Origin of the sequence: Rhizobium sp. PP-CC-3G-465 (genome assembly GCF_004343445.1) — a bacterium.
GTDB lineage: Bacteria > Pseudomonadota > Alphaproteobacteria > Rhizobiales > Rhizobiaceae > Ferranicluibacter > Ferranicluibacter rubi.
Genome location: NZ_SLYH01000001.1, coordinates 1334744 through 1360128 on the forward strand (window position 1 = coordinate 1334744; position 25385 = coordinate 1360128).

A 25385-nucleotide genomic window follows, 5' to 3' on the forward strand; every position below is an offset into this window, starting at 1 on the left:
CCAACGGCAATCGAAGCGTATCGCACAGTAGAGGCTACGTGACTGTCGCGGACCTTGCCGCGCAACCACAAGCCCCATGATTCGAACCACCGGCCCCAAGACACGAAACCGTCATATCATCGCGCTGCCGGGGTGATTTAGCAATGGCGGAATGAGGGGGTGGATGACGGCTTTGGAAGAGCATTTCGCTGTGCGATGATGAAAGGAAGGAGACATCTCACGAACAAGGTCGCCCTTCGATGCGGGAAGGTTATGTGTATCTGCTGGCATCCAAGCGCAACGGCACGCTCTACCTTGGCATGACCAGCGATCTTTCGCGTCGCCTCTTCGAACACCAAAACGAACTCACGCCCGGCTTCACCACGCGATACGGCGTAAAAACACTCGTTTGGTTCGAAACGCATCCGCTCGTCACCGACGCAATCCGCCGCGAGAAGACCATCAAGGCATGGCCTCGCCGCTGGAAGATCGCGTTGATCGAGGCTGTCAATCCAGAGTGGGAGGATATCTCGGCTTGGCTGCTTTAGGGGTTGGGCGAGCGGAGTCCTTGACCTGATGGACATCAGGTCGCTGGGTTCCGGCTCAAGGCCGGAAAGACGGAGGTCAGGATATCGGTCACAGAAACGGAATTGAGGATGCTAGCCGTAGCAGCGGTGAAGGCACTTGCGCTGGTCAAGGCAATGGGTTGGGAGACTGAAAGAATAGGAGGCGTTGCTTGATGCGAAGAGATGAGAAGGAAATCCGGTCACCACGGGCAAAGTTCGCGCCACCTCATTCGCATCCGGCTCACCATCCTCCGTCATTCCGGCCTTGAGCCGGAATCTAGCCATCTCAAGTCTTGAGATGAAGGAACTCTTTGCCGCACAGAATTGGCTACAGATAGAGAAGCAGTGACGAGGTATGCTTCGCTATCTCGCAGATTTTCCTGCCTGTGCCCGCCGTAGCCGCAAGTCCCGCCCACATCCTTCCAATCAACGAAAAAGGGCCCGCATCGCTGCGGGCCCCCTTCCTTCATTCTCCAAATCACATCAGGCCGAAACGTTGGCCTTCTCGTCCGTGCGCTCCGAGTAGATGTAGAGCGGGCGGGCGGAGCCTTTGACGACTTCGTCGGAGATGACGACTTCGCGGACGCCTTCGAGCGTCGGCAGTTCGAACATCGTGTCGAGCAGGATCTTCTCCATGATCGAGCGAAGGCCGCGGGCGCCGGTCTTGCGGATGATAGCGCGCTTGGCGATCTCGCGCAGCGCGTCTTCGTGGAAGGTCAGTTCCACGTCTTCCATCTCGAACAGGCGCTGATACTGCTTGATCAGGGCGTTCTTCGGTTCAGACAGGATCTGGATCAGCGCGTATTCGTCGAGGTCCTCAAGCGTCGCCAGCACGGGCAGACGGCCGATGAATTCGGGAATGAGGCCGAACTTCACCAGATCTTCCGGCTCCAACTCGCGTAGGACTTCGCCGACACGACGGTCTTCCGGGGACTTGACCGATGCACCGAAGCCGATCGACGTCTTCTCGCCACGGGCGGAGATGATCTTGTCGAGGCCGGCGAAGGCGCCGCCGCAGATGAACAGGATATTGGTCGTGTCAACCTGCAGGAATTCCTGCTGCGGATGCTTGCGTCCACCCTGCGGGGGAACGGAGGCGACCGTGCCTTCCATGATCTTCAGAAGTGCCTGCTGCACGCCTTCGCCCGAAACGTCCCTGGTGATCGAGGGATTGTCGGACTTGCGCGAGATCTTGTCGACTTCGTCGATATAGACGATGCCGCGCTGGGCGCGCTCGACATTGTAGTCGGCCGACTGAAGCAGCTTCAGGATGATGTTTTCGACATCCTCGCCGACATAACCGGCTTCGGTCAACGTCGTCGCATCGGCCATGGTGAAGGGCACGTCGATGATGCGGGCCAGCGTCTGGGCGAGATAGGTCTTGCCGCAGCCGGTGGGGCCGACGAGCATGATGTTCGACTTGGCCAGCTCGATGTCGCTGCCCTTGGCCGAATGCGCCAGGCGCTTGTAATGGTTGTGGACGGCGACCGACAGAATGCGCTTGGCCTGCTGCTGGCCGATCACGTATTCGTCGAGAACCTTGATGATTTCCTGCGGCGTGGGAACGCCATCGCGGGATTTCACCATCGAGGTCTTGTTCTCCTCGCGGATGATATCCATGCACAGTTCGACGCATTCATCGCAGATGAAAACGGTCGGTCCGGCAATCAGCTTCCGGACTTCGTGCTGGCTCTTGCCGCAGAAGGAACAATAAAGGGTATTCTTGGAGTCACCGCCGCTGCTGCCGCTGACTTTGCTCATTTCACTTTCCTTCCAGCACGCCGCGCGTCCCCTGCGGGACGCAACGAACCACTCAAACCGCTCCGCAGACTGTCGCGCCGTTCGGCGTCAATGTGCTTTGCTTCCGGGAGTACGAACCGGCGGCGCTTTCGCGCGCACCGGCGGCAACTTATCTCCCACCGAAAAACCGGATGCTAGATTGCGAGAACTCAACATAGCATTAACGGTCGATAGTAACGGCTTTGGTCTCGGGATAAAGACCCTTGAAAGTTACAATTGTGTCACAAATGCATCATTTGCGACACAAAAGCCATGATCAACTTTCGACGGCTGCTTCCATCGCCTCGCGAGAGGTGATGACCTTGTCGATCACGCCCCAAGCGAGGGCCTCATCAGAGGTCATAAAGTGGTCACGATCAAGCGTCTGTTCAACCTCCTCATAGGTCCGTCCGCAATGCTTGACGTACACCTCGTTCAGGCGGCGCTTCATCTTCAGGATGTCGCGGGCATGACGCTCGATGTCGGAGGCCTGACCCTGGAACCCGCCGGAGGGCTGGTGCACCATGATACGGGCGTTCGGCGTGGAGAAGCGCATGTCCTTGTGGCCAGCGGCCAGAAGCAGCGAGCCCATGGACGCCGCCTGACCGACGCAGAGCGTCGATACGGCCGGCTTGATGAACTGCATCGTATCGTAGATGGCCATGCCGGCCGTCACCACGCCGCCCGGCGAGTTGATGTAGATCGCGATTTCCTTCTTCGGGTTTTCAGCCTCGAGGAAGAGAAGCTGGGCGCAGACCAGCGTTGCCATATGATCTTCCACAGGGCCGGTGAGGAAGATGATGCGCTCCTTCAGGAGGCGCGAAAAAATGTCGTAGGAGCGTTCGCCACGGTTGGTCTGCTCGACGACCATCGGCACGAGCGCCATAGCGGTATCAACGGGATTTGTCATGTCAGCCCTTCGTCTCATGAATGCGCGAACACTTCGCGTATCGGAATCATTCGAATATCTCTGCCCCTTTACATAGAGTGTCAGAGGTAGGCACTTCAAGTCGGCTGCCATCTATAACGTTAACGAGAGCCGCTTGCCCGAAAGTGGCGTCAGAGCTGGGATTCGATAGGGAGGTAGCCGATGATCGCGGCCGTCACCCGGCGCCAGAAACCGGCATCCGGCTCACGTTCCAGCATGCGCGAGCAGTGTTGCGCCTCGTCGTTCCAGCAGAGCTTGCCCTTCTCGAGCGAAAGACGGAAACTCGTGCCCGGATGGGTCTCAAGCGCAAAGATCGCATCGACGTCGGCCACCAGAGACGGGCACGTGAAAAGCACGCCCATCTCGGTGTTGAGCGAGGCCGAGCGCGGATCGAAATTCATGGAGCCGACGAAGGCACCCTTGCCGTCGATGGTGAAGGCCTTGGTGTGGAGGCTCGCGCCGCGCGATCCGAAGAGCGAGATGCGCTGCGTTTCCGTCGCCTCCTGCACCGCCTTCAACTCATAGAGCGTCACGCCGCCCGCCACGAGCTTGCGGCGGTAGTTGGCGTAGGCACCGTGCACGGCGGCAACGTCGGTCGCGGCGAGCGAGTTGGTGAGGATCGCCACATCGACGCCCCTCGCCACCAGTCCGCACAACTCTTTCACGCCATCGGCACCGGGGATGAAATAGGGCGAGATGATCTTGACGCTTCGCCCGGCCGCCGTGATATGCGGCAGCAGTTCCTGCATGAGCCAGTTCTGGCGGCGCTCCAGATGCGCCTTTTCCGGCGGGTCGGCCTTGATGGTGATATCGCCGGTGAACCGCAACTCGCCGCTGCCGTGAAAGAGCCCGGACTCGGCTTCTGCCTGCTCCACATGGCCGAGATAGTGCCGGCCGCCCTTGCCGCGCGCGAGCTTGGCGAGCTTGCGGCGCAGACGCGGCAGATAATGGCGGTGCGGGGTGCGCAACGAGCCGATCGGCAGCACCATGGAGCTGTTCCAGTAGTCGTCGAAGACGCTGGCTGCCTCCCGGGCGATCGGTCCAAGCATCCACATGTCGAGATCGCGGAAATTTGCCTGCTCGGCCGCATCGAAATAGGCATCGCCAATATTGCGTCCGCCGGCGATGACGACGCGTCCATCGGCGATCCAGGTCTTGTTGTGCATGCGCCGCGTCGCCCGCAGCGGCCGCAGCATCATTTCCAGCCCCCGGCGGAAGCGGTCGTTGCGCGCGCGGCTGGGGTTGAACAGCCGCACCTGAATGTTCTCATGCGCATCCAGCGCCAGGCAGAATCGGTCATGCAGCCCGGCATTGATGTCGTCCAGCAGCAGGCGTACCTTCACGCCGCGATCGGCCGCCGCCAGTACCTCGCCGGCCAGAAGCCGCCCGGTGAGGTCGCGCCGCCAGTAGTAATATTGCAGATCGAGGCTGCGCCCCGCTTTGCGGGCCGAGATGGCGCGAACGGAAAATGCATCCAGGTTGTCGGATACGAGCGTGACAGCGCTCTGCCCGTCTTTCCCTGCGAGCAGTGGCACGCTCTCCCGGTCGATTTCCGTCTGCCCCTCCACGGGCTCGATCGCCTTTGCCGGCTGGCCATAGAGATGCCGGCCGAAGCGGCCATAGACGTAGATGGTGCCGAGCGCTGCCAGCACCGCCAGGATCGCAAGGATCGCAAGGGAGATGATCAGCCATTTCATGGAGCGGACGCGGGCCTCTGGGTGGGTCTGGCAGTCGGGATCGTCACGGGTGCCTATCGGGCTTGCAACGTCGTGTCCGTCGAAATCGTCTCGGTCTGGGGTACGGCACCCTCGGCGAGGTCCTTCCGGGTCGAGAGTGCCGCCTGCAGATCGATATGCGCCTTCAGCGGCAGATGGTCGGATGCGACGCGCGACAGGGTCGAGTTGTGGACCTCCACATGCGTCACCAGCGTATGCGGGCTACCCATCACCCGGTCAAGCGCCAGCAACGGGTAGCGCGAGGGGAAGCTGGGGACGGCCGAAATCGAATGGTCGAAGATGGGGCTGAGCAGCGACAGCGCCGAGCGCTTGCCGATCCGCCATTCGTTGAGGTCGCCGATCAGCAGCGTCGGACGCTCCTCGGCCTCCTCGATGGCCGCGAGAATGGCGCGCGCCTGCTGGCCACGGGAATGCCGCAACAGACCGAAATGGGCGGCGATGATGCGCAGCGGCCCGTGCTTCAGGTCGAGATCCACCACCAGCGCGCCGCGCGGCTCCACGCCCGGCAGCTTCAGCTGGCTGACCTTAACGACGGCCCCTTCGCGCACCAGCAGCAGGTTTCCGTGCCAGCCATGGCCCTTCGGCGAGAACGCCGCGATCGGCACCGAGAGGAGGTGGCAATCGCGATGCAGCCGCTCGAGATCCAGAAGCCCGGCCCGCTCGCCGAAGCGCTGGTCGGCCTCCTGCAGCGCGATGATATCAGCGTCGATTTCGCAGATCACATCCATGATCCGGCCGGGGTCGAAGCGCTTGTCGGTGCCGACGCATTTGTGAATGTTGTAGGAGGCGACCACCGTATCGCCCCGCGCTCCATCACCGCGCGCATTGGCTGAAGCCTCCCGGCCAAGCAGCGGCACACGCCGGGCCCGCAGGGCCGCAAGCAGCCCACCGGCCGTCTTACCGGCTTTCAGGAATCGGGTGGGCTTGGCTGGCTTTTGCGACATGGCGGGGCTCACCTTGGCTATTGGATGCTTCGGGTCGGGGTGGTCGTGTCCGTGCCTCTGGAGATAGCGAGGACCTGACGCAAGACAAGGCGGCGGCCGTGCGCGGAGAGCAGCATTCCGAACGTCACCGACGGCCGACGGATGCACCCGCACGACAATACCAGTGACGCAGCAGGCCGCCCAAAGTTGGGCAAGACCGTGCGAGCAGAAAGCCTGATCTTGACAAGCAACCGATACGAACCGCCTTCTGTCGCCCGACCAACATTCCGGGAGGTTTGGCGCGCGCGAACTCGACGACGCATCCTTATCTCCCGATCGAGGTCTCCTCTACCGCATCCGACCGTAAACATTCCCGCGGTCCTCGCCCATACTGGACATGCCATGCCGACTGCCACGCTCTCCGCCCCGTCCCCTGCCATCATCGATGCCGCCACACGGCGCGTGCGGCTCGATATCCGCGATCCCGCCTTCTACCGCGATCCGCTGCCGACCTATGCCGCCCTGCACGCCGCCTGCCCGGCCTTCTACTGGGAAGAGCCCGGACAATGGTTCTTCACGGGCTATGATCAGGTGAATGCACTGTTGCGGGACCGCCGCTTCGGTCGCCAGATCCTGCATGTTGCGACGCGCGAGGAACTTGGCCTGCCCGATCCGAAGCCGCATCTCGCCGATTTCGACCGGCTGGAGCATCATTCGCTGCTGGAGCTGGAGCCGCCGGCGCACACCCGCCTGCGCACGCTCGTCAACCGCGCCTTCATTTCGCGGCATGTCGAAGCCCTGCGGCCGGAGATCGCTGCGCTCTGTCACCGCCTGATCGACGGTTTCGAGAGAGATGGGCGTGTCGAACTCCTGAAAACCTATGCCGAGATCGTGCCCGTCACGGTGATCGCGCGCATGCTCGGCGTGCCGCTCGACATGACGCCGAGCCTGCTCGACTGGTCGCACCGCATGGTGAAGATGTACGTCTTCAACCCCTCGGAGGAGACCGAGCACGACGCCAACCGGGCGTCGGCCGAGTTCGACGCCTATCTCCGCGGCATCATCGCCTGGAAGCGCGACAATCCCGCCGACGACCTCCTGACCCACATGATCACATCCGAGAAGGACGGCGAGCGGCTGACGGACGACGAGCTGGTCTCGACCGCCGTTCTCCTGCTGAACGCGGGCCATGAGGCGACCGTGCACCAGCTCGGCAATGCCGTCGCGACCATCCTGCAGACGGGTGCCGACCCGGCCGCCCTGTTCGCCGACGACACCGCCACGGAGCGGACGGTGGAGGAGTGTATGCGATACGCCGCACCTCTCCACATCTTCCAGCGCCATGCTCTGTCCGATATCGAGCTCGAAGATGGCATCACCCTGAAGAAGGGCGACCGGATCGGCCTCATGCTGGCTGGCGCCAATGTCGATCCGCGCCGGTTCAGCAATCCCTCGACCTTTCGCCCGGACCGCAACGAAGGCCCCCACCTTTCCTTCGGCGCCGGCATCCACTTCTGCATCGGCGCGCCGCTCGCCCGGCTGGAACTCAAGCTGTCCCTGCCGATCCTCTTCGAACGCTTGCCAGCGCTGCGGCTCGCCGAGACGCCCGCCTTCAAGGACAGCTATCACTTCCACGGGCTCGAACGGCTGGATCTGGCTTGGGGGTAAAGCTTCTCAAACCCTGATCACGTAATCCTTGCGAGTCGTTTCAAGCACTTCCCAGGTTCCCTTGAAGCCGGGCCTGAGGATGAGGCTGTCACCGGTCTTCAGGTCGAAGGTCTGGCCGTCGTCGCCGGTGACGATGGAGTGGCCGGAGAGGATGTGGAAGTATTCCCACTCCTCGTAGACGATCCGCCATTTGCCGGGCGTCGCTTCCCAGATGCCGGCGTAGAGACCGCCCGGGGCTTCCTCGATGTTCCATGTGCGGAATTCCGGGTCGCCGGAGATCAGGCGATCCTCGGCCGGAGCGCCGATATCCGGCTGGATGCCGGTGATGTCGAACGTGAGTGAAACGGCCATCGGCGTCAGACCTTTGCAAGCGATTGTTCGAGATCGGCGACGATATCCGCGGCATCCTCGATGCCGATCGAGAGGCGAACGACCTCGGGCCCCGCACCGGCCGACACCAGCTGCTCGTCGTTGAGCTGGCTGTGCGTGGTGGAGGCGGGGTGGATGACGAGCGAGCGGGTGTCGCCGATATTGGCGAGATGCGAGAGCATCGAGACGCCTTCCACAAAGGCCTTGCCCGCGGCATAGCCGCCCTTCAGACCGAAAGTGAAGACAGCGCCTGCCCCGCGCGGTGCATAGCGCTGCTGTAGCGCATGGTTCGGGTCGCTCTCGAGGCCGGCATAATTCACCCAGGCCACCTTGTCGTGCCCGGCGAGGTAGCGCGCGACGACAAGCGCATTCTCGCAATGGCGCTGCATGCGCAAAGGCAGCGTCTCGATGCCGGTGAGCAGCATGAAGGCGTTGAACGGGGAGATCGCGGGCCCGAGATCGCGCAGGCCGAGCACGCGGGCTGCGATCGCGAAGGCGATATTGCCGAAGGTCGTGTGCAGCACCATGCCGTTATAGTCCGGCCGCGGATCCGACAGTGCCGGATACTTGCCCGACGCCGACCAGTCGAAGGTGCCGCCATCGACCAGAATGCCGCCCATGGAATTGCCATGGCCGCCCATGAATTTCGTCAACGAATGCACGACGACATCGGCACCGTGCTCGATCGGCCGCACGAGGTAGGGCGTCGCCATCGTGTTGTCGACGATCAGCGGCAGGCCGTTGCGATGGGCGATCTCGGCAATGGCTTCGATATCGACGAAGGTGCCGCCGGGATTGGCCAGGCTCTCGATGAAGATCGCCTTCGTCCGCCCGTCGATTTCCGCCTCGAAGCTTTCGGGCGCCGCCGTATCGGCCCACCGCACCTGCCAGTCGAAGGATTTGAAGGCCTGTCCGAACTGGTTGATGGAACCGCCGTAAAGCCTGCGCGCGGCAATGAAATTGTCGCCCGGCGACATCAGCGTATGAAACGCGATCAGCTGCGCGGCGTGGCCCGACGCCACCGCAAGCGCCGCCGTCCCACCCTCCAGCGCCGCGACGCGTTCCTCCAGCACGGCCTGCGTCGGGTTCGTGATGCGCGTGTAGATATTGCCGAAGGACTGCAGGCCGAACAGCGACGCGGCATGGTCGGCATCGTCGAAAACGAAGCTCGTCGTCTGGTAGATCGGCGTGGCGCGCGCGCCCGTCGTCGGATCGGGCTGCGCACCGGCGTGTACGGCCAGCGTGTTGAACCCCGGTGCGTTCGTCATCTTTCGTCCTCCCTGTGGCGAGCGCGCCCTGGCAGCGCCCGATGGTGCGTCGTGGCAGAGGGGTCGCGACCTACGTCTTGTTCCCCGGCCTCGACGTTTCTCGTTCGGCACACTATCCCAGACCGGACGTCGGACCGGAAGAGGCGAACGGCGTGTTCTTTCATCGGCGCGGCTGCGGCGGGCGACGTTTCATGTCACGGTCGGCGGGGTCAGGATGCGGTCCTACGCGGAGATTGACGCCGCATCATCCAACCTTTGCAGCGAATGGTTGCGCCGGCCGGCTGCTACAGAGCCGAGACCCGGTTGCGACCCGCTCGTTTCGATAGATACAACCCCTCGTCAGCGCGTCTGAGGATGTCGCTGGAAAAGCGATCCGGTCCACTGAACTCGCTGACGCCGCCGCTGATCGTCGCGTCGCAGCGCAAATTCTCCCTGAGAACAATCGGAACATGCACGCGCAATCGCTCCGAAATTTCCAGCGCATCGCGACGATGCGTACCGGGCATGACAATCACGAATTCGTCGCCACCGAAACGGGCGATCACATCGCTCTGACGCAGATGCTGTCGGCACAGGCGGGCAATCTCAACCAAGGCGGCATCGCCTGCCTGATGTCCCATCTCGTCATTCAGCCGTTTGAAATTGTCGAGATCGAAAACGAGTACCGACGTTTGCGATTTTTCCCGTTTGAAGATCGCAAGGCGTTGATCCAGGGTCTCGATAAGCTTCCGCCGATTGTAGAGCCCTGTAAGGGCGTCCGTCTCGCTGAGTTGGCGCAGCTCTTGTTGAACCTCGTTCTTGTCCGTGATGTTGCTCGCCACCCAGACGACAGCAGCCTCGCCTTCCACCTGAAAATCGAGCGCCTGAACACGTCCTTCAAACCAGATGGAATGGCTGGGGCCGTCGCCGGCTCCGTTGACGTCGTTGCCGCTGAGTTCATATTCGACGATATGGAGTACGCCACTCTCCAATGCCTTTTCGATTTCGCCAGCAAACCACTGTGCCTTATCCTCTTTCAGCACATCAAAAATGCTGCGTCCGACAAGACCGCTGCCGTCATGATAATGCCGGAGATCCTTTCCCCCGAATATAGCTGCATACCTGCCGCTACGCGTCAGGATGAAGGCGGGGTCCGGAAGGGAGGAAAGAATGGACATCAGTTGCTGCTGCATAAACACGGAGTCACTTTCCACATTGGCCGACGAAACGACTCTGCTGAAAAAATACCCGTATGTACAAACGGCACGTATTTTATCTGCAGACCGGCCTTCCACTTCCTCCAGATTGCCACAACGGCATTTCATTTTTCTAAATGCAGCAACACGAGTTAACCTGGTGAAGGCCTTTCCGGTGGACAGATTGACGTCCCCTCATCGTTGACTGTCCGGTGTTCGAATCGATACCGATCGGGCCGTTCACCGCACGTGAAACGCAAAGCCTGATCAGCCAACGAGCCGCGGATACTCCATCGCCGGGCAGCGGTCCATCACCACCTTGATACCGCGCGCCTCGGCCTTCGCAGCCGCCGCGTCGTCGCGAACGGAGAGTTGGCCCCACAAGACCTTCGGCAGGGGATCGAGCGCAAGGATCTCGTCCACCAGTGCCGGCAGGGCGTCGGCGGCGCGGAAGATGTCGATCATGTCGATCGGCTCTTCGATCTCGGCCAGACGACCATAGACGGTGCGGCCCTGAAGCTGGCTGCCGGCGAGGCCCGGATTGACCGGGTGGACGATGTAGCCCTTGCGCAGCAGGAAGCCCATCACACGGTAGCTCGGGCGCTCCGGATTGACCGAGGCGCCGACGAGCGCGATCGTCCGCGTCGAGCGCAGAATGTCCTTGATGTAGATGTCCGGGTACTGATCGTGATTCATGGTGCCTCCTGCCTCTCTTTCTGGCGCGCATTTTCCATCTTTCCAACGGAAAAGATGGGAGCGATCTGCGCTGTTTCCGGGAAAATATCTCTTTCCGTCGAAAAGACCCTTCCGGATCTGCCTAAAACGGCATCTCTGTCATAAAACTGTCGTGCTGGCACCTGGCGGTGCTTGCGGTCCCGCCCCGGCCTTGCCACAACGGAGGCGCGCTTCCGCCACCCTCCCCCTCCGGTGTCCCGTGCCGCTCGACGTCCTCCTCTTCGTTCTTTTCGGCGCCCTGCTGCATGCCGGGTGGAATGCGATGGTGAAGGCCGGGACGGACAAGTCGCTGGATGCGGCGATGATTGCGCTCGGTGCTGCCGTCATCGCCTTGCCGTTCCTGCCCTTCATGCCGCTGCCGGATGCGCGGGCGGTGCCGTTTCTGCTCGCCTCCGCCGTACTGCAGTTCGGCTATTTCCACTTGGTGGCCGCCGCCTACACCGCCGGCGATATCGGGCTCGTCTATCCGCTGATGCGCGGCGGCGCACCGCTGCTCATTGCCGCGACCAGCAGCATGATCGTCGGGGAAAAGCTGACCCAGGGCGCCTCCCTCGGCATCCTCGCCATTTCCGCCGGCATCTTCACGCTCGCCTTCGAAGCGCGCCGCAGCGGCACACGGGCCATCGTGCTCGCGCTCGTCAACGCGCTCTTCATTGCCGCCTATACCTATGTCGATGGCATCGGCGCGCGCATTTCCGGAAATGCCATTTCCTACACGCTATGGATGGCGCTGCTGCCGCCCGTCCTGCTGTTCGGCTGGGCGATCTCGCGGCGCGGTGCCGCACCCGTGCTGCGTCACATCCAGCACAACGGGTGGCGCGGCCTTGTCGGCGGCGCAGGCTCCATCGGCTCCTACGGCATCGCGCTCTGGGCGATGACCAAGGCGCCGGTCGCAACCGTTGCCGCCCTGCGCGAAACCTCGATCCTCTTTGCGATCGTGATCTCCGTCACCGTGCTCAAGGAGCGCATCAGCCCCTTCCGCATCGCAGCCGCCTGCCTCATTGCGCTCGGCGCCCTGCTCCTGAAGCTCGCCTGACAGGCGCTAGGAGCCGGGCCAGACAGGCGTACGATTCGCCAGAAACGCCTCCATTCCCTCGACGGCATCCGGCGTCAGCGCGCTTTCCGCTTCCGCGCTTGCGGCCTCGGCATAGGCTGCCTCGCGCGACATCGACGCCTGCCGGTCGAAGGCGGCCTTCACCCCACGCTGCGCATCCTGCGATTTCGAGGCGATGACGGCGGCGTATCTGTCCACCACCTGCCGCAGATATTGCTTCGGCACGATGCGGTTCACGAGGCCGAAATCCTTGGCCGTGGAGGCATCGATCGTCTCGCCCGTCAGCAGCATTTCCATCGCCTGCTTGCGGCTGGCCGCACGGGCCAGCGCCACGACCGCGCCCATCGGCGCGACGCCGATATTGACGCCCGGCGTGCAGAACGTCGCCGTATCCGTGCAGATGGCGAGATCGCACGCCGCCACCAATTCGCAGCCCGCCGCCGTTGCCAGCCCGTCGATCTCGGCGATGACAGGCTGCGGCAGCGCCGAGATCGTCGTCATCAACCGCGCCGAAAGCGCAAAGGCCGCCGCGAACGCATCATGGCCGGCATCCTCGTTGGCCCCCTGCCGGGTCAGCTCATCCAGATCGAGGCCCGCCGAGAACACCGCTCCGGTCGCCGCGAGAATGATGACGCGCAGCGAGGTGTCCGTGGCCGCTGCGTCGAGTTCCGCCAGTAGCGCCTCGATGACTGCCGTCGAAAGCACATTGAGCGGCGGATGGTTCAGCGTCAGGCGCAGCACGCTACCCTCGCGTTCCCGCAGCACGAGGTCGCGGGGCTCCTGCCGGTGCAGGGAAACGATATCGGCCATGTCGGCTCCTTCTAAAGGGGGCGGAATTCGATCTTCAGCTACGCCGCCGGGCTCATGCTTTCAAGCCGAACGGCACCGGATGCGCTTTGAAGACGGCTTCACGTACCCAGAATCGATGAAATTTCTTGTGGTATCATAAAACCACATAGATAACCCATTGATTTTGCTAACCGCATCTCGCAGGCTTGTCATCCGCACCTCTTGACGGGCAAAGCGGCCTGACCTTATAAGCCACCTTGTTCGGGGACGGTCACGTCCGCGTTCTCTTTGCGGGTCCTCCCCTCGGGGCTGCCACCGCAAATCAAGCAACAAAAAACGCCCGGCGGCAACGTATCGGGTCCCAAACGAAAGAGTTTCATCATGTCAACCTTCGTTCAGAAGCCTGCAGAGGTGGAGAAGAAGTGGATCCTCATCGACGCCGAAGGCCTCGTTGTGGGTCGCGTCGCGTCCATCATCGCCAACATCCTGCGCGGCAAGCATAAGGTCACCTACACTCCGCATGTCGACGACGGCGACAACGTCATCGTCATCAATGCCGAGAAGGCCGTGCTCACCGGCAAGAAGTACACCGACAAGAAGTACTACTGGCACACCGGCTATCCCGGCGGCATCAAGGAGCGCACCGCGCGCCAGATCATCGAAGGCCGCTTCCCGGAGCGCGTTCTCGAGAAGGCTGTCGAGCGCATGGTTCCCCGCGGGCCCCTCGGCCGTCGCCAGATGAAGAACCTTCGCGTCTACGCAGGCACGAACCATCCGCATGAAGCGCAGCAGCCGACCGTCCTCGACGTCGCCAAGCTGAACACGAAGAACGTAAGGAGCGCCTGATCGTGGCCGACCTCTCCTCTCTGAAAGAACTTGGCACGGTCGTGGAAGCCAGCAACGCTGCTCCCGTTCATGTCAAGAAGATCGACGCTCAGGGCCGCTCCTACGCGACCGGCAAGCGCAAGAACGCCGTCGCCCGCGTCTGGATCAAGCCGGGCTCCGGCAAGATCACTATCAACGGCAAGGCTTATCCCGAGTATTTCGCGCGTCCGGTTCTGCAGATGATTCTGCGCCAGCCGATCTTCGCAGCTGCTCGTGACGGCCAGTTCGACATCGACGCCACGGTTGCCGGCGGCGGTCTGTCCGGCCAGGCCGGTGCCGTTCGTCATGGCATCTCCAAGGCCCTCACCTACTACGAGCCGGGCCTGCGTCCGGTCCTCAAGAAGGGTGGCTTCCTGACCCGCGACAGCCGCGTCGTCGAGCGTAAGAAGTACGGCAAGGCGAAGGCCCGTCGTTCGTTCCAGTTCTCCAAGCGTTAATCGCTTCGATTTCAGGACTGCGTCAAAGGCGGGGCTTCGGCTCCGCCTTTTTCGTTTGTTCATCCGGCGTTTGCAGCGGCTAGCGAGACCACCCTACCGGCTCGCGAACCCCGACATTTCAGGGAGGTCGAGCCTGCGCTCTCAAACTCAGAACGCCCGGTTGCCGGCGGCAATGAGGCGTTAACTTTTCTGTCGGTCCGATAGCTGGTCGATGATCGCTCCGACCACGCGCTTGGCGCCCGTCGTGGTAAAGTGTCGGATATCGGCCAGGTAAGGCAATCCATCCCACACGAGCGCACAACCGCCACCCGATGAAACGTTGCAGAAGATGTTTTCCGGGAACACCTTCATTGTTTTACGGCTGGCTGCCGCATCGAGCACTGAACGGCTGAGGGCGCTGCGACGTATAAAGTTGGCGTAGGGAATGATCACTTCCGGCTGAATCACCCCTCTGAGCATCTGCTGTACGACCATATCCATGAGGCTCGTGTCAGGTTGCGGATGGGGATAGACCAGTACGACGAGACGACCGGAAGCTTCGATTGTCGCGATCGTGTCCTTGAGCCGCTGGGTGACCGCCCGTTTATCCTCGTCCCGGAGAGGATCGATTGTTCCGTCGATCTCGTAACCGGGGTAGCCGAAAAACTTCATCCAAGAGGCTGCAAGCACCACCGTCTTGATATCCGGCGAAGCAAGGATCTGTTCGAGCGCGCTCGAATTAAATGCGCTGCAATGCGCGCTCGGTGCGACGGACGGAACGGAGACACCGGGAAGCGGAGCGCAAAAACCGTGTGTAAATTGCTGGAGGGTAACGCCGCGTGAATCGAGTTCGCTCGCCAGCACGCCTGACAGCGACGACGAAATCGAATCTCCCCAGATCGCATAGGCCTCAGAATGCCCCGGGTTATGAAGGCATTCGATCAGAGGAAATACGGGAAGGTCGGACTTCTCATCGAAAAGACAGGCCGTATTCCATTCGCTTTCGCGTAACATCGCGATAACCTGGGGCGGCATTCGCCAAAGCAGACCCTTGGTTATCTGACCCGCAGCGCTCACGGTTACGATCAGTATGCCGGCAGCGGCGATAAACATCCGATAAGGCTTCCAGCCTATCCGAAAAGGCCCGCTGTGCTTGCGGAACGGTTGCTCGATAAAACGCCAAGTGACAACGGAGACCACGAGCGCTGCAAGAGCAAGGCCGAGCATAACCGCAAGAGGTGGCTCAGCAGCACTGCGAATCCGGGCAAAAGCAAAGAACGGCTGGTGCCAGAGGTAGAAGCTGTAGCTGACGAGACCAAGGCCCACGAACGGCCGCAAAGACAAGACACGCGCCGTGAATGTTCCCTGCACTCCGAACACGAGAAGGAGGCCTGCCCCAAGAACGGGGGCCAGCGTCAGAGCCGAGGGGCAAGCCTGTTGAACCGTTGGCAGCAGGAAGGAAACGAGGATCAGCGCAAGGCCGACAAGCGATGCCACCTCGTTGACACGACGTGACCGGGAAGACGCCACGAAAGAAAAGAGGGCGCCGCCCAGAAGCTCCCATGCCCGGCTGGTGAGGAAGTAGAAATTGATCGTCGGGAATGAACGAACCCCAACAAGACAAAGGAGAAAACTGAGAGTGAAAATCCCGACTATCGCGGGCACAAGGACATTCCTCCTCGTCCTCGTTAGAAATACGACGAAGATCGGAAAGAGTAGATAGAACTGCTCCTCAACAGCCAGACTCCAGGTATGCAGCAGGGGTGCCCGATCCATGTCAGGCGCGAAATAGCCGTCCTTCGTTGCAAAATGAATGTTCGAATAGGAGAACAGGCTCGACAGCAGAGACTGCGCGTACGCCTTGAAGTCTATTGGAATCATCCATATCCATGCGAACGGTATGGTGGCTGTCAGCATTACCAGAAGCGCAGGGAGAATACGTCTGACACGCCTGTCGTAAAATGCCGTCAGCGAGAACGTCCCGGACTCAAGCTCTCGGACGATGATGGCCGTGATCAGATATCCACTGATAACGAAAAAGATATCGACCCCCAGAAACCCTCCGGGGAGAAACGGCACGCCGGCGTGATGAAGGACGACAGCGGTCACGGCAGTGGCACGAAGACCATCAATTTCGCGTCTATAAAGCATTCCGTTCCATCTGGAGCATGTCACACATGAAGAGAATTCATTATATTAGGAATATACATATTGCAAGTTCGCCTGCTGGCGTCTGCCACCTCTAGATGTAGTGCCAACAGCCGTTAGACCGACCAACACCGGAAAAACGTCTCTTGCCAGAGATGCAGAATTCCCCCACTTTTGGCTCAACGTCCTTCGGAGTTTCCATGGCCGGCAAATCGATCGATCACGCCATCACAGCCGACTCGCTGCTGAGCGCTGCCAGCGACCCGACCCATGCCGGTATTCTGTCCTTCATGCGCCGCCGCTACAGCAAGACATTCACCGGCGTCGATGCCGTCGTGTGGGGCATTCCGTTCGATGCGGCGACGTCCAACAGGCCGGGTGCCCGCTTCGGGCCGCAGGCCATCCGGCGGGCGTCGGCCATCTTCGACAACGATCCGCAATATCCGTTCCAGCGCGACCTCTTTGCCGAGATGGCGGTGGTCGACGCCGGCGATTGCCTGCTCGACTACGGGTATCACGAGAAAACGCCGGCCACGATCGCGCAGGAGGCGGCGCGGATCATTGCGTCCGTGCCCTATCTGCTGACGCTCGGCGGCGACCACTTCATCACGCTGCCGCTTCTCAGGGCACACGCCGCCAAGCACGGGCCGCTCGCCCTTGTCCAGTTCGATGCGCATCAGGATACATGGCCTGACGCCGAAGGCCGGATCGATCACGGCTCCTTCGTCGGTCGCGCCGTTCGCGAGGGTCTCATCGATCCCGCGCGCTCGATCCAGGTCGGCATCCGGACGCATGCGCCGGAAGATTTCGGCATTCGCATTCTCTACGGCGATGCGGTGGAGGAAATGAGCGCGTCCGCTATCGCCGCCGAGATCCTCGCACAGACCAAAGGTGCTGCGGCCTATCTCACGGTCGATATCGATTGCCTCGATCCGGCCTTTGCGCCGGGCACGGGTACGCCGGTCTCGGGCGGGTTTTCAAGCGCGAAGCTCCTGTCGGTCCTGCGGAAGCTCGCGCCTCTCGACATTCGCGGGTCCGACGTGGTCGAGGTGGCGCCGGCCTACGACCATGCCGATATCACCGCCATTGCCGCATCCACCGTCGCAATGTATATGCTCGGCCTGCGCGCGGAGCGGCTTGCGGCCAGCCGGTAACGTTTGCTGGCTACTGTTATCAAACTGAATCAAGAGCATGACAGACTGAGTCCGGCGCGACGCGCAACCTCTTGAACCGACGGGACAAAGACATGACGGCGAAGATCTTCATCGATGGCGAACACGGCACAACGGGGCTGCAGATCCGCGCCCGCATGGCCGACCGCAAGGATGTCGAGCTCCTGTCGATCCCCGAGGCCGAACGGCGCAATGCGGCCTTGCGCGAAGACCTGCTGAACAGCGCCGACATCGCCATTCTCTGCCTTCCGGACGACGCCTCCAAAGAGGCCGTCGGCATGCTCGCCGGCAACAACAGCGTCCGCATCATCGATACATCGACCGCCTATCGCGTGGCGCCCGACTGGGCCTATGGCTTTGCGGAAATGGATGCTGCCCAGGCTGACAAGATCCGCGCCTCGCGCCTCGTCGCCAATCCCGGTTGCTACCCGACCGGCGCCATCGGCCTCGTGCGGCCGTTGCGGCAGGCGGGCATTCTGCCGGAAAGCTATCCGGTCAGCGTCAACGCGATCTCCGGCTATACCGGCGGCGGCAAGCAGATGATCGCCCAGATCGAGGACCCTGAAAACCCCGATCCCATCACCTCCCCCGGCTTCCTCTACGGCCTGCCGCTGAAGCACAAGCATGTGGCCGAGATGAAGACCCACGGCATGCTGGCACGCACACCCTTGTTCTCGCCCTCCGTCGGAAAGTTCCCGCAGGGCATGATCGTGCAGGTGCCGCTGTTCCTCGAAGAGGTCGGCAACGGCGCAACGCTGGAAAGCATTCATGGCGCGCTCTTTGCGCATTATGCGGGCCAGTCGATCGTCGAGGTCGTGCCGCTGGAAACCAGCGCTGCCCTGCCGCGCGTGGACGCCGTGGAACTCGCGGGCACCGACCGCATGAAGCTGTTCGTCTTCGGCACGCCGGGTGGCGAGCATGTCAACCTCGTGGCGCTGCTCGACAATCTCGGCAAGGGCGCCTCGGGTGCGGCCGTTCAGAACATGGACCTGATGCTGTCAGCCTGAGCGGCGGCCTCCGCTATTATCCGATCCTCATCGCCTCGGTGCCTCTTGCACCGGGGCGATTTTTCTTGTGCGCAGATATTGCGAAGAGAGACTAGCGCCGCACCACCCGCGTCTCCGCCGGATATTCCCCGACGAAGCCGCGCCAGTGGGCGATGGCGAAGCCGAGGACGACGAGCGCGCCCGCCTGGTGGGCGACGCCCCAGACGATCGGTACCTGCAGGATCAGCGTCATGATGCCGATCGACGCCTGCACCACGACCAGACAGGCGAGCACGACAGCACGGCGGGCGTGGGTGGAGCGCGGCGCGAGGCGCAGATTGGCGATCATGTGGATCACGACCAGCGCCAGCAGGACATAGGCGCCGCAGCGGTGCACGAACTGCACGGTCTTCGGGTTTTCGAAGAGATTGCGCCAGCCGGGGCTCTGGATGAAGAGGTCGCCGGGGATCAAAGCGCCATCCATCAGCGGCCATGTATTGTAGCTCAGGCCCGCGTCCAGACCGGCGACGAGAGCGCCGAGATAGATCTGGAACAGCGCCATCAGCGCGATGCCGGCGGCGACCAGAATGGAATAACGGGTCGGCGGCGCGTCGCTGCGGTGCGGCGAGAGGCCCCGCAGGATCCACAGACAGACCGAAAAGATTAGACAGGCGATGATCAGGTGGGTCGCCAGCCGGTACTGGCTGACATCCGTGCGGTTGACGAGACCGGACGAGACCATCCACCAGCCGATGAAGCCCTGGAAGCCACCGAGCGCGAGGATGCCGAGAAGCGGCAGCTTCAGCCGCCGCTCGATGCGGCCCGTCAGCCAGAAGACAGCGAGCGGCAGAGCGAAGATAACACCGATTGAGCGGGCCAGCGCCCGGTGCGCCCATTCCCACCAGAAGATGGTCTTGAACCCTTCGACCGTCATGTCGCTGTTCATCTGCGAATATTGCGGGATCTGCTTGTAGAGCGTGAACTCCTCCTCCCACTCCGCCTCCGACAGCGGCGGGATGACGCCGTGGATTGGTTTCCATTCGGTGATGGAGAGACCCGATTCGGTGAGCCGCGTCGCGCCGCCGACGAGGACCAGCGCAAACAGCGCGAAGACGACGACGCCGAGCCAGATGCGGATCTGGCGACGGTTGCGCCGGGCGGTGTCGATCTCCCGCGTCAGCCGTTCTTCTCTCATGATGGGGTTGGCACTGGTCATCGCGCTGCTCCGTTCGCCTTGCTGGCGGTCGCCGGGGACGGAAAGAGGGTGTCGTCCGGTACAGCGTTGATTTGCATCAGTCCGGCAGGCATGACAAGGAGTGGCTTTGCGGCATGCCGTCGCGGCCCATACCCGTGCTCGTCATTGTGATCGTGTACAGGGCATGACGAACGCTTCTGGAGGAGATTGAGACAATGCCGGTGCGCCTTCGCAAGCTGATCGGGACGATTCTCATCATCGTGCTCGTCATTTCCTACGCGCTCATCGCCACCACCTTCGCCGAACTGCTGCTTGGCGCATCGCCGTGGTGGGTGCATCTTCTCTACTTCTTCTTCACCGGCCTTCTCTGGGTGCTGCCGGCCATGCTCATCATCAAGTGGATGGAAAAGCCCGCCAAGCCACGTTCGTGAGGTTGCACACATGAAGATCGCCGTCATCGCAGATATCCACGGCAATGCCCCGGCGCTCGAAGCCGTGCTTGCCGACATCGACAGCCAGGGCATCCGCGAGATCGTCAATCTTGGCGATCATCTCAGCGGCCCCATCGACCCGGCCCGCACAGCCGATCTCCTGATGGCGCGCGATATCGTCTCGATCCGCGGCAATCACGACCGCGCGCTGCTGACGCTAGAACTCGAAGCCATGATCTCGATCGACCGCTTCGCGCGTCAAGCGCTGGACGAAGGCCACCTCTCCTGGCTGCGAGCCCTGCCCCCGACGCTTCACATGGACGAGCATGGGCTCTTCCTCTGCCACGGCACGCCGCAGGACGATCTCGTCTACTGGCTCGAGGACCTGACGCCGGAGGGCATCGTGCACCGTGCGGATGCGGCGCGCATCGAGCGCCTTGCGGCCGGCGTCGAAGCGCCTGTACTCCTCTGCGCGCACACGCATATTCCCCGCCTCGTCACGCTGTCCGACGGACGGCTCGTGCTCAATCCCGGCAGCGTCGGCTGCCCGGCCTATGAGGACGATGAGCCCGTCGTCCACAAGGTGGAGACCGGAACCCCGCGCGCATCCTATGCCGTCATCGACAGGCGCGGGGACGGCAGCACCGAGGTCGCCTTCCGGCTGATCGCCTACGATCATGCCTCCGCTGCTCGTCTTGCGGCGGAAAACGGGCACCCGGACTGGGCCCGCGTGCTGTCCACCGGCTGGGTGTAACGAAGCGGCACGCCTTAACTCTGCGATAACCCCGTCTTCGGATATCGCCGCGAAGCCGCGCGAATGCGCGCAGGCTTAAGCAAACGTCAGAGGCTTTCCGGGCTAGATGCCGGCAACGCGTTTCAGACGGAGGGCTCTTTCGTGATGAATGCCCATATCAGTGCTTTTTCGATCGACACTCCGCTCGCGGGCCTACGCAGCGAAGCCAATAACAACGTGACCGCCGGCATGCCTTCGGATCTTACCGTGTCGGTGCATGTTCTGATGTCCGCGCTGGAAGCGGACTGGCGTGCGCTAGAGGCCTCCAATACCGTTTCGCTGCACCAGAGTTTCGACTGGTGCGCAAGCTGGGTGGCGACGCATGTCGATCGGCCGCTTCTGTTGCGCGGCCGGCTTGGCGATCGCACCATCTTCATCCTGCCGCTCGAGCTGGTGCGCAACGGGCTGTTCCGCACGGCCCGCTTCATCGGCGCACCGCACAGCAATATCAACACTGGAATCTTCGCCGAGGATCTGGGCGGCCTGTCGCGCGAGACACTGGCGGAATGTATCCTTCAGGAACTCGTCAACAAGCTTGCCCATGTCGCCGACATCGTCACGCTGGAGAAGATTCCGCTCGAATGGCGGGGCCAGCCCCATACGCTCGCTTCCCTGCCCTCCATCCGCAACCAGAATGCCTCCTACCAGCTGCCGCTGCTGCCGGATTTCGCAGCCACGCTCGCGCAGCTCAACGCCAAGCGCCGGCGCAAGAAATTCCGTGTGTCCGAGCGGCGCATGGAGACCTATGGCGGCTATGACTACATCATTGCCGAAAGCCTCGACGAGCGCCGTGCGATTCTCGACGTCTTCCTTGCCCAGAAGGCGGCACGGTTCGAGGCACTGGAATTGCCGAACGTCTTCCGCGACGCGCCGACGCAGGCTTTCCTGCGCGCGGCGATTGCCCATGACGGAACGTCCGAAAGCCGCCCGCTGGCGCTGCACGCGCTGCGCCTTCGCAGCGAAGCCGACAGCCGCATCGTGGCCATTGCCGGCGTCTCGCGCAAGGGCGACCACATGATCTGCCAGTTCGGGTCGATCGACGAGACGCTGGCCGCGGATGCGAGCCCAGGCGAGCTCCTGTTCCACAGGATCATAGAGCGGGCCTGCGGCGAAGGCGTCAGCCTGTTCGATTTCGGGATCGGCGACCAGCCCTACAAGCGCTCCTGGTGCACGGTCGAAACGACGCAATACGACATCGTCCTTCCCCTCACCCTTCGCGGCCGCGTCGCGGCCGGCGTCCACCGGCTGATCGTGCGCACCAAGCGTGCCATCAAGGCGAACCGCCAGATCTATTGCGCCGTCCAGCGGTTCCGTCAGAGGCAGCAGGGCAAGACGGCGCCGGTATCGGCGGACACCGACGGAGACTGAAAGCGCCTTACGCGGCGCGGCGGTCCGGCTCCGGTTGGTCGGCAAGCCGCGCATCCATGATGTGGATGTGGTCGTAGCCGGCTTCCGCAAATTCCGTGATGATCTCGACGATGTCCTCGGCCGAAACCTCGGGCACCGAGAAGATGATCTCGACATCATGGGCGCGCGCGATACGCGACACCGCTTCTGCATCCGCATCCGCGCATTCGACCAGCACGAGGTCGTAGGCATCCGTCAGCGCTTCGATGATGATCTGAAGACGATCGATCGCCTGCATGGCGACCGCCGGATCGGCATTGCCGCGCGGAACGACATGCGCGTCCGAGCCGCGATCCGCATGGAGCGCATCCGCAAAAGCAATCTCGTCGGCGAGCAGATTGGTGATCCCGGGCAGGTTTGCGGACATCGCCATCAGCGCCGTCGGGCAGCCGGACGCAGTGAGATCGACCAGCACGACGCGCCGCCCCTCCTGTGAGACCATCCGCGCCAGCGCCACCGTTTGCGTGGAACCGGCGTCGCCTGTCGGGGATACGATGAAGGCGAGCGGTACGCGATCGACGATCAATGCGGCCGCCACGTTCTCCACGAAGAAGCCGTCGAGCGGCACATCGGCCGCCAGTTCCTGCTCCCTGACATCTGAGAAAGATGCGTTGGAGGAGGAGGCGACAGTGGCAACGTCGCGGGCGACCGTGGGCTGTACCATCCCGCGCGCACTCTCGACGGTCGCGGTATCCCGCCGAAAGCTCCAGCCGCGCTTCGTCCGCGGGTCCGGCGTGTTCGGCGGCACAGGCGGCATGGGTTGCGCGGAGACCGCGACCGGCACAGGAACGGGCCCGCCGACCGGGCGCAGGGCGCGGCCGCTGAAAAGCTCCTGCAGCATGATGACGACGCAGCTCAGGAGAAACGCCGCCATCGCCGCGACGATGGTGATCGGCAGGATCTTCGGAAAGCTTGCTTCCGTCGGTTCAACGGCGCTGGAAATCACGCGCGCATCGGCCGGCGCGGCACTGGCGCCGGTGCGGGAGCTCGCCTCGCGGTAGCGCGAGAGGTATGTTTCCAGAAGCTGGCGCTGGGCGGCGGCCTCGCGCTCCAGCGCGCGCAGGCCGACCTCGTCTTCACCGGCCTTGGCGGAAGAGGCCTTGAGCGTGTTCATCTGCTGGGTCAGCTGGCGCTCGCGCAGTTCGCCGACCTTCGCCTCGTTTTCGAGGCTTGCCAGGATCTTCTGCGTCTCCTCGCGGATCTGCGCGCGGATGCCCGTCAGCTGCGATCGCAGAGCCTTGATACGGGGATGGCCGTCCAGCAGCGTGGTCGACAGGTCAGCTGTCTGGTTCTGGATCTGCGATTCGGACTCCTTCAGCCGCTGGATCATCGCGGAGCCCACGACCTCGTTCAGGGTCTCGGCGCCGCGGCCGCTCGACAATGCAGCGCGCACGTTCTCCGCCCGCGCCTCAGCCGTCGCCCGGTCACCGCGCACGCGGGCGAGTTCCGTCGAGATATCGGTCAGCTCGCGCGTGGCGAAGGTGCCGCTGTCGCCCGAGGGCAGCAGGTCGGAACTGGAGCGGTATTCGGCGATCTTCACTTCCGCCGCACGCACCTTTTCCCGCAGGTTCGCGATCTCCGGCTCCAGCCAGCGGCTGGCCTCCGTGTTGGAATCGAGCTTCGCACCGGCCTTCAGCGAGAGATAGATCTTCGCCATCTCGTTGGGGATGGCAGCGGCAAGCGCACGGTCCTTCGAGGTGAACTGGATGCCGATGACGCGCGATTTCTCGACCTGGTAGACCTGCAGCTTTTCCTGAAACTCCTTCAGCACCCGTTCTTCCGGCGGCATGTCGAGCGGATTGCGCTTCAGGCCGAGCATGACGAGGATATCGGAGATGGCGGACGGGTCGGCCGTCGGGTCGAACTCCTTCAACTCGTGCAGCCGCATGTTGCGCGCCACCTGCTTGATCAGGTCCACAGACCGCAGCAACTGCACTTCGCTTGAGATACCCGGCTCGTCGAAGGAGGTGGCGCTGGCGGCGGAAGGCTGCAGGGTCATCGAGCTGAATTCGGGCTCGCGTGGCTCGATCAGCAGCCGCGTCTCGCTGTCGTAGCGGGGCGAGATCATGTGCGCTGCGGTGAAGGCGAGTGCGGCCACGGCCACGGTGGTCAGGAGTACCCGCGCCCGGCGACGCCAGATCGCACGGAACAGACCTCCGAGGTCGATATCCACGTCCTGTTGACTGCCGCTAAAGCCTGACATCCACGCACCTGCACACGAGCATTGTTGGCGCACAGGGTAAAGAAAGATGGTAACCCGAGCGTTAACGCGTGGGTGGCATAGCCTTCCCAGATACTATTTTAGCGATCGCCGATTCGCACCGACTCACACGTTCCTTTACCAGCTGTTAACCCTAACAGATCGATAACAGCATCACATTCGTCCTTGAACGCGAGAATCGCATGACCTTCGCACGATTGAAGTCAGGTCTGGCCTTGGGTATCGCCCTGCTGTCGATCACGATGGCGGGGTGCAGCAGCTACGAGCCCGCGCCCCGAGCCTTCAGCGAGGCCACCATTCAGCCCTACCGGCTGGATAGCGGCGATCGTTTGCGCATCAGTGTCTTCGAGCAGGCAGGCCTTACCGGTTCCTACACCGTCGATCAGGCCGGCTACGTCGCCTTCCCACTCATCGGCTCGGTCCCATCGCGCGGCCACACGCTGAGCGAGATGGAGACCATGATCGCGCAGAAACTGCGCGCCGGTTATCTGCGCGATCCCGACGTGACGATCGAGGTCGATCGCTACCGCTCCGTCTTCATCATGGGCGAAGTCGGCCAGTCGGGCCAGTATTCCTACGTGCCCGGCATGACGGTTCAGAACGCCATCGCGGTGGCCGGCGGCTTCTCGCCGCGCGCCAACCAGCGGACGGTGGATGTGACCCGCAAGATCAATGGCCGCATCATCACCGGCCGCGTCTCGATTTCCGATCCGATCATGGCGGGCGACACCGTCTACGTTCGTGAGCGGCTGTTCTGAGCCC

23 protein-coding genes are annotated in these 25385 nt (G+C 62.5%); 11 read left to right on the forward strand and 12 right to left on the reverse strand.

The genetic code is table 11. The features are described 5' to 3' along the window. Positions 1–239: 239 nt before the first annotated feature. Positions 240–527: a GIY-YIG nuclease family protein gene (locus tag C8J33_RS06245; RefSeq protein ID WP_110799565.1), complete on the forward strand. Its 288-nt coding sequence runs from the start codon at positions 240–242 to the stop codon at positions 525–527. Between the two features lie 501 nt (positions 528–1028). Here C8J33_RS06245 and clpX read toward each other — a convergent pair. The 4 genes from clpX to C8J33_RS06265 form a co-directional block, all read right to left on the reverse strand. After that, complete coding sequence (clpX, locus tag C8J33_RS06250) at positions 1029–2306, reverse strand: ATP-dependent Clp protease ATP-binding subunit ClpX (RefSeq protein WP_110726354.1); 1278 nt, start codon at positions 2304–2306, stop codon at positions 1029–1031. Between the two features lie 295 nt (positions 2307–2601). After that, positions 2602–3234 (reverse strand): ATP-dependent Clp protease proteolytic subunit, encoded by a 633-nt coding sequence (locus tag C8J33_RS06255; RefSeq protein WP_092933239.1) that lies wholly within the window; start codon positions 3232–3234, stop codon positions 2602–2604. Positions 3235–3383: 149 nt separating this feature from the next. Further along, positions 3384–4949: a phospholipase D family protein gene (locus C8J33_RS06260; protein WP_132663459.1), complete on the reverse strand. Its 1566-nt coding sequence runs from the start codon at positions 4947–4949 to the stop codon at positions 3384–3386. 53 nt (positions 4950–5002) lie between these two features. Next, complete coding sequence (locus C8J33_RS06265; RefSeq protein WP_132663460.1) at positions 5003–5932, reverse strand: endonuclease/exonuclease/phosphatase family protein; 930 nt, start codon at positions 5930–5932, stop codon at positions 5003–5005. 381 nt (positions 5933–6313) lie between these two features. Here C8J33_RS06265 and C8J33_RS06270 point away from each other — a divergent pair, with 381 nt between their 5' ends. Continuing rightward, entirely contained in the window at positions 6314–7579 is a 1266-nt protein-coding gene (locus tag C8J33_RS06270) for a cytochrome P450 (protein WP_132663461.1), read from the forward strand. Positions 7580–7585: 6 nt separating this feature from the next. Here the strand turns inward: C8J33_RS06270 and C8J33_RS06275 are convergent, their stop codons facing one another. The 4 genes from C8J33_RS06275 to C8J33_RS06290 form a co-directional block, all read right to left on the reverse strand. After that, positions 7586–7930 carry a cupin domain-containing protein gene (locus C8J33_RS06275; RefSeq protein ID WP_132447019.1) on the reverse strand — a complete coding sequence of 115 codons (345 nt, stop codon included), beginning with the start codon at positions 7928–7930 and terminating at the stop codon, positions 7586–7588. A gap of 5 nt (positions 7931–7935) precedes the next feature. After that, complete coding sequence (locus tag C8J33_RS06280) at positions 7936–9216, reverse strand: O-acetylhomoserine aminocarboxypropyltransferase (RefSeq protein ID WP_132663462.1); 1281 nt, start codon at positions 9214–9216, stop codon at positions 7936–7938. Between the two features lie 284 nt (positions 9217–9500). Further along, positions 9501–10388, reverse strand: coding sequence for a sensor domain-containing diguanylate cyclase (locus tag C8J33_RS06285; RefSeq protein WP_245507138.1), 888 nt, complete (start codon positions 10386–10388; stop codon positions 9501–9503). A 270-nt stretch (positions 10389–10658) separates the two neighbouring features. Beyond that, on the reverse strand, positions 10659–11087 hold the full coding sequence (locus C8J33_RS06290; protein ID WP_132663464.1) for a CoA-binding protein: 429 nt from the start codon (positions 11085–11087) through the stop codon (positions 10659–10661). 238 nt (positions 11088–11325) lie between these two features. Here C8J33_RS06290 and C8J33_RS06295 point away from each other — a divergent pair, with 238 nt between their 5' ends. Beyond that, positions 11326–12162 (forward strand): EamA family transporter, encoded by an 837-nt coding sequence (locus C8J33_RS06295; protein ID WP_165929745.1) that lies wholly within the window; start codon positions 11326–11328, stop codon positions 12160–12162. A 6-nt stretch (positions 12163–12168) separates the two neighbouring features. Here C8J33_RS06295 and C8J33_RS06300 read toward each other — a convergent pair whose 3' ends face one another. Then, positions 12169–12990, reverse strand: coding sequence for an enoyl-CoA hydratase-related protein (locus C8J33_RS06300; RefSeq protein ID WP_132663466.1), 822 nt, complete (start codon positions 12988–12990; stop codon positions 12169–12171). 360 nt (positions 12991–13350) lie between these two features. On the opposite strand from C8J33_RS06300, the gene rplM reads away from it, so the two are divergent. Together rplM and rpsI are read left to right on the forward strand one after the other, a co-directional pair. Next, positions 13351–13815: a 50S ribosomal protein L13 gene (gene rplM, locus C8J33_RS06305; protein WP_110799575.1), complete on the forward strand. Its 465-nt coding sequence runs from the start codon at positions 13351–13353 to the stop codon at positions 13813–13815. Positions 13816–13817: 2 nt separating this feature from the next. Next, positions 13818–14291 carry a 30S ribosomal protein S9 gene (gene rpsI, locus C8J33_RS06310; protein ID WP_092933221.1) on the forward strand — a complete coding sequence of 158 codons (474 nt, stop codon included), beginning with the start codon at positions 13818–13820 and terminating at the stop codon, positions 14289–14291. Between the two features lie 180 nt (positions 14292–14471). Here rpsI and C8J33_RS06315 read toward each other — a convergent pair whose 3' ends face one another. After that, positions 14472–16421, reverse strand: a complete 1950-nt coding sequence (locus tag C8J33_RS06315; RefSeq protein WP_132663467.1) for an acyltransferase family protein — start codon at positions 16419–16421, stop codon at positions 14472–14474. A gap of 197 nt (positions 16422–16618) precedes the next feature. Here C8J33_RS06315 and speB point away from each other — a divergent pair, with 197 nt between their 5' ends. Both speB and argC read left to right on the forward strand, forming a co-directional pair. Further along, complete coding sequence (gene speB / locus C8J33_RS06320) at positions 16619–17572, forward strand: agmatinase (protein ID WP_132663468.1); 954 nt, start codon at positions 16619–16621, stop codon at positions 17570–17572. Between the two features lie 92 nt (positions 17573–17664). Further along, the gene (gene argC / locus C8J33_RS06325) at positions 17665–18597 is read left to right on the forward strand and encodes an N-acetyl-gamma-glutamyl-phosphate reductase (RefSeq protein ID WP_132663469.1); all 933 of its coding nucleotides are present in this window, start codon (positions 17665–17667) and stop codon (positions 18595–18597) included. Positions 18598–18688: 91 nt separating this feature from the next. Here the strand turns inward: argC and C8J33_RS06330 are convergent, their stop codons facing one another. Continuing rightward, positions 18689–19792, reverse strand: coding sequence for a COX15/CtaA family protein (locus C8J33_RS06330; RefSeq protein WP_132663470.1), 1104 nt, complete (start codon positions 19790–19792; stop codon positions 18689–18691). 194 nt (positions 19793–19986) lie between these two features. Here C8J33_RS06330 and C8J33_RS06335 point away from each other — a divergent pair, with 194 nt between their 5' ends. The 3 genes from C8J33_RS06335 (at position 19987) to C8J33_RS06345 (ending at position 22363) form a co-directional block, all read left to right on the forward strand. Next, a complete protein-coding gene (locus tag C8J33_RS06335) occupies positions 19987–20202 on the forward strand; it encodes a DUF2842 domain-containing protein (protein ID WP_110726368.1) in 216 nt (71 codons plus the stop codon). Positions 20203–20212: 10 nt separating this feature from the next. Beyond that, on the forward strand, positions 20213–20956 hold the full coding sequence (locus C8J33_RS06340; protein WP_132663471.1) for a metallophosphoesterase family protein: 744 nt from the start codon (positions 20213–20215) through the stop codon (positions 20954–20956). Positions 20957–21100: 144 nt separating this feature from the next. Beyond that, on the forward strand, positions 21101–22363 hold the full coding sequence (locus tag C8J33_RS06345; protein WP_132664471.1) for a GNAT family N-acetyltransferase: 1263 nt from the start codon (positions 21101–21103) through the stop codon (positions 22361–22363). Between the two features lie 7 nt (positions 22364–22370). On the opposite strand, the gene C8J33_RS06350 is transcribed toward C8J33_RS06345, so the two are convergent. Further along, positions 22371–24605, reverse strand: coding sequence for a GumC family protein (locus tag C8J33_RS06350; RefSeq protein ID WP_132663472.1), 2235 nt, complete (start codon positions 24603–24605; stop codon positions 22371–22373). Positions 24606–24865: 260 nt separating this feature from the next. Here C8J33_RS06350 and C8J33_RS06355 point away from each other — a divergent pair, with 260 nt between their 5' ends. Further along, on the forward strand, positions 24866–25381 hold the full coding sequence (locus C8J33_RS06355) for a polysaccharide biosynthesis/export family protein (RefSeq protein ID WP_420851172.1): 516 nt from the start codon (positions 24866–24868) through the stop codon (positions 25379–25381). The last annotated feature ends 4 nt before the right edge of the window (positions 25382–25385 follow it).

Bases quoted from the DNA above. Each gene is read 5' to 3' on its own strand.
- argC (WP_132663469.1), top strand. From the start codon at position 17,665: ATGACGGCGAAGATCTTCATCGATGGCGAACACGGCACAACGGGGCTG.
- C8J33_RS06345 (WP_132664471.1), top strand. From the start codon at position 21,101: ATGAATGCCCATATCAGTGCTTTTTCGATCGACACTCCGCTCGCGGGC.
- C8J33_RS06330 (WP_132663470.1), bottom strand. From the start codon at position 19,792: ATGACCAGTGCCAACCCCATCATGAGAGAAGAACGGCTGACGCGGGAG.
- C8J33_RS06285 (WP_245507138.1), bottom strand. From the start codon at position 10,388: ATGCAGCAGCAACTGATGTCCATTCTTTCCTCCCTTCCGGACCCCGCC.
- C8J33_RS06255 (WP_092933239.1), bottom strand. From the start codon at position 3,234: ATGACAAATCCCGTTGATACCGCTATGGCGCTCGTGCCGATGGTCGTC.
- speB (WP_132663468.1), top strand. From the start codon at position 16,619: ATGGCCGGCAAATCGATCGATCACGCCATCACAGCCGACTCGCTGCTG.
- C8J33_RS06290 (WP_132663464.1), bottom strand. From the start codon at position 11,087: ATGAATCACGATCAGTACCCGGACATCTACATCAAGGACATTCTGCGC.
- C8J33_RS06265 (WP_132663460.1), bottom strand. From the start codon at position 5,932: ATGTCGCAAAAGCCAGCCAAGCCCACCCGATTCCTGAAAGCCGGTAAG.
- clpX (WP_110726354.1), bottom strand. From the start codon at position 2,306: ATGAGCAAAGTCAGCGGCAGCAGCGGCGGTGACTCCAAGAATACCCTT.
- C8J33_RS06275 (WP_132447019.1), bottom strand. From the start codon at position 7,930: ATGGCCGTTTCACTCACGTTCGACATCACCGGCATCCAGCCGGATATC.
- C8J33_RS06355 (WP_420851172.1), top strand. From the start codon at position 24,866: ATGGCGGGGTGCAGCAGCTACGAGCCCGCGCCCCGAGCCTTCAGCGAG.
- C8J33_RS06340 (WP_132663471.1), top strand. From the start codon at position 20,213: ATGAAGATCGCCGTCATCGCAGATATCCACGGCAATGCCCCGGCGCTC.
- C8J33_RS06335 (WP_110726368.1), top strand. From the start codon at position 19,987: ATGCCGGTGCGCCTTCGCAAGCTGATCGGGACGATTCTCATCATCGTG.
- C8J33_RS06245 (WP_110799565.1), top strand. From the start codon at position 240: ATGCGGGAAGGTTATGTGTATCTGCTGGCATCCAAGCGCAACGGCACG.
- C8J33_RS06350 (WP_132663472.1), bottom strand. From the start codon at position 24,605: ATGTCAGGCTTTAGCGGCAGTCAACAGGACGTGGATATCGACCTCGGA.
- C8J33_RS06300 (WP_132663466.1), bottom strand. From the start codon at position 12,990: ATGGCCGATATCGTTTCCCTGCACCGGCAGGAGCCCCGCGACCTCGTG.
- C8J33_RS06315 (WP_132663467.1), bottom strand. From the start codon at position 16,421: ATGCTTTATAGACGCGAAATTGATGGTCTTCGTGCCACTGCCGTGACC.
- C8J33_RS06280 (WP_132663462.1), bottom strand. From the start codon at position 9,216: ATGACGAACGCACCGGGGTTCAACACGCTGGCCGTACACGCCGGTGCG.
- C8J33_RS06270 (WP_132663461.1), top strand. From the start codon at position 6,314: ATGCCGACTGCCACGCTCTCCGCCCCGTCCCCTGCCATCATCGATGCC.
- rplM (WP_110799575.1), top strand. From the start codon at position 13,351: ATGTCAACCTTCGTTCAGAAGCCTGCAGAGGTGGAGAAGAAGTGGATC.
- C8J33_RS06260 (WP_132663459.1), bottom strand. From the start codon at position 4,949: ATGAAATGGCTGATCATCTCCCTTGCGATCCTTGCGATCCTGGCGGTG.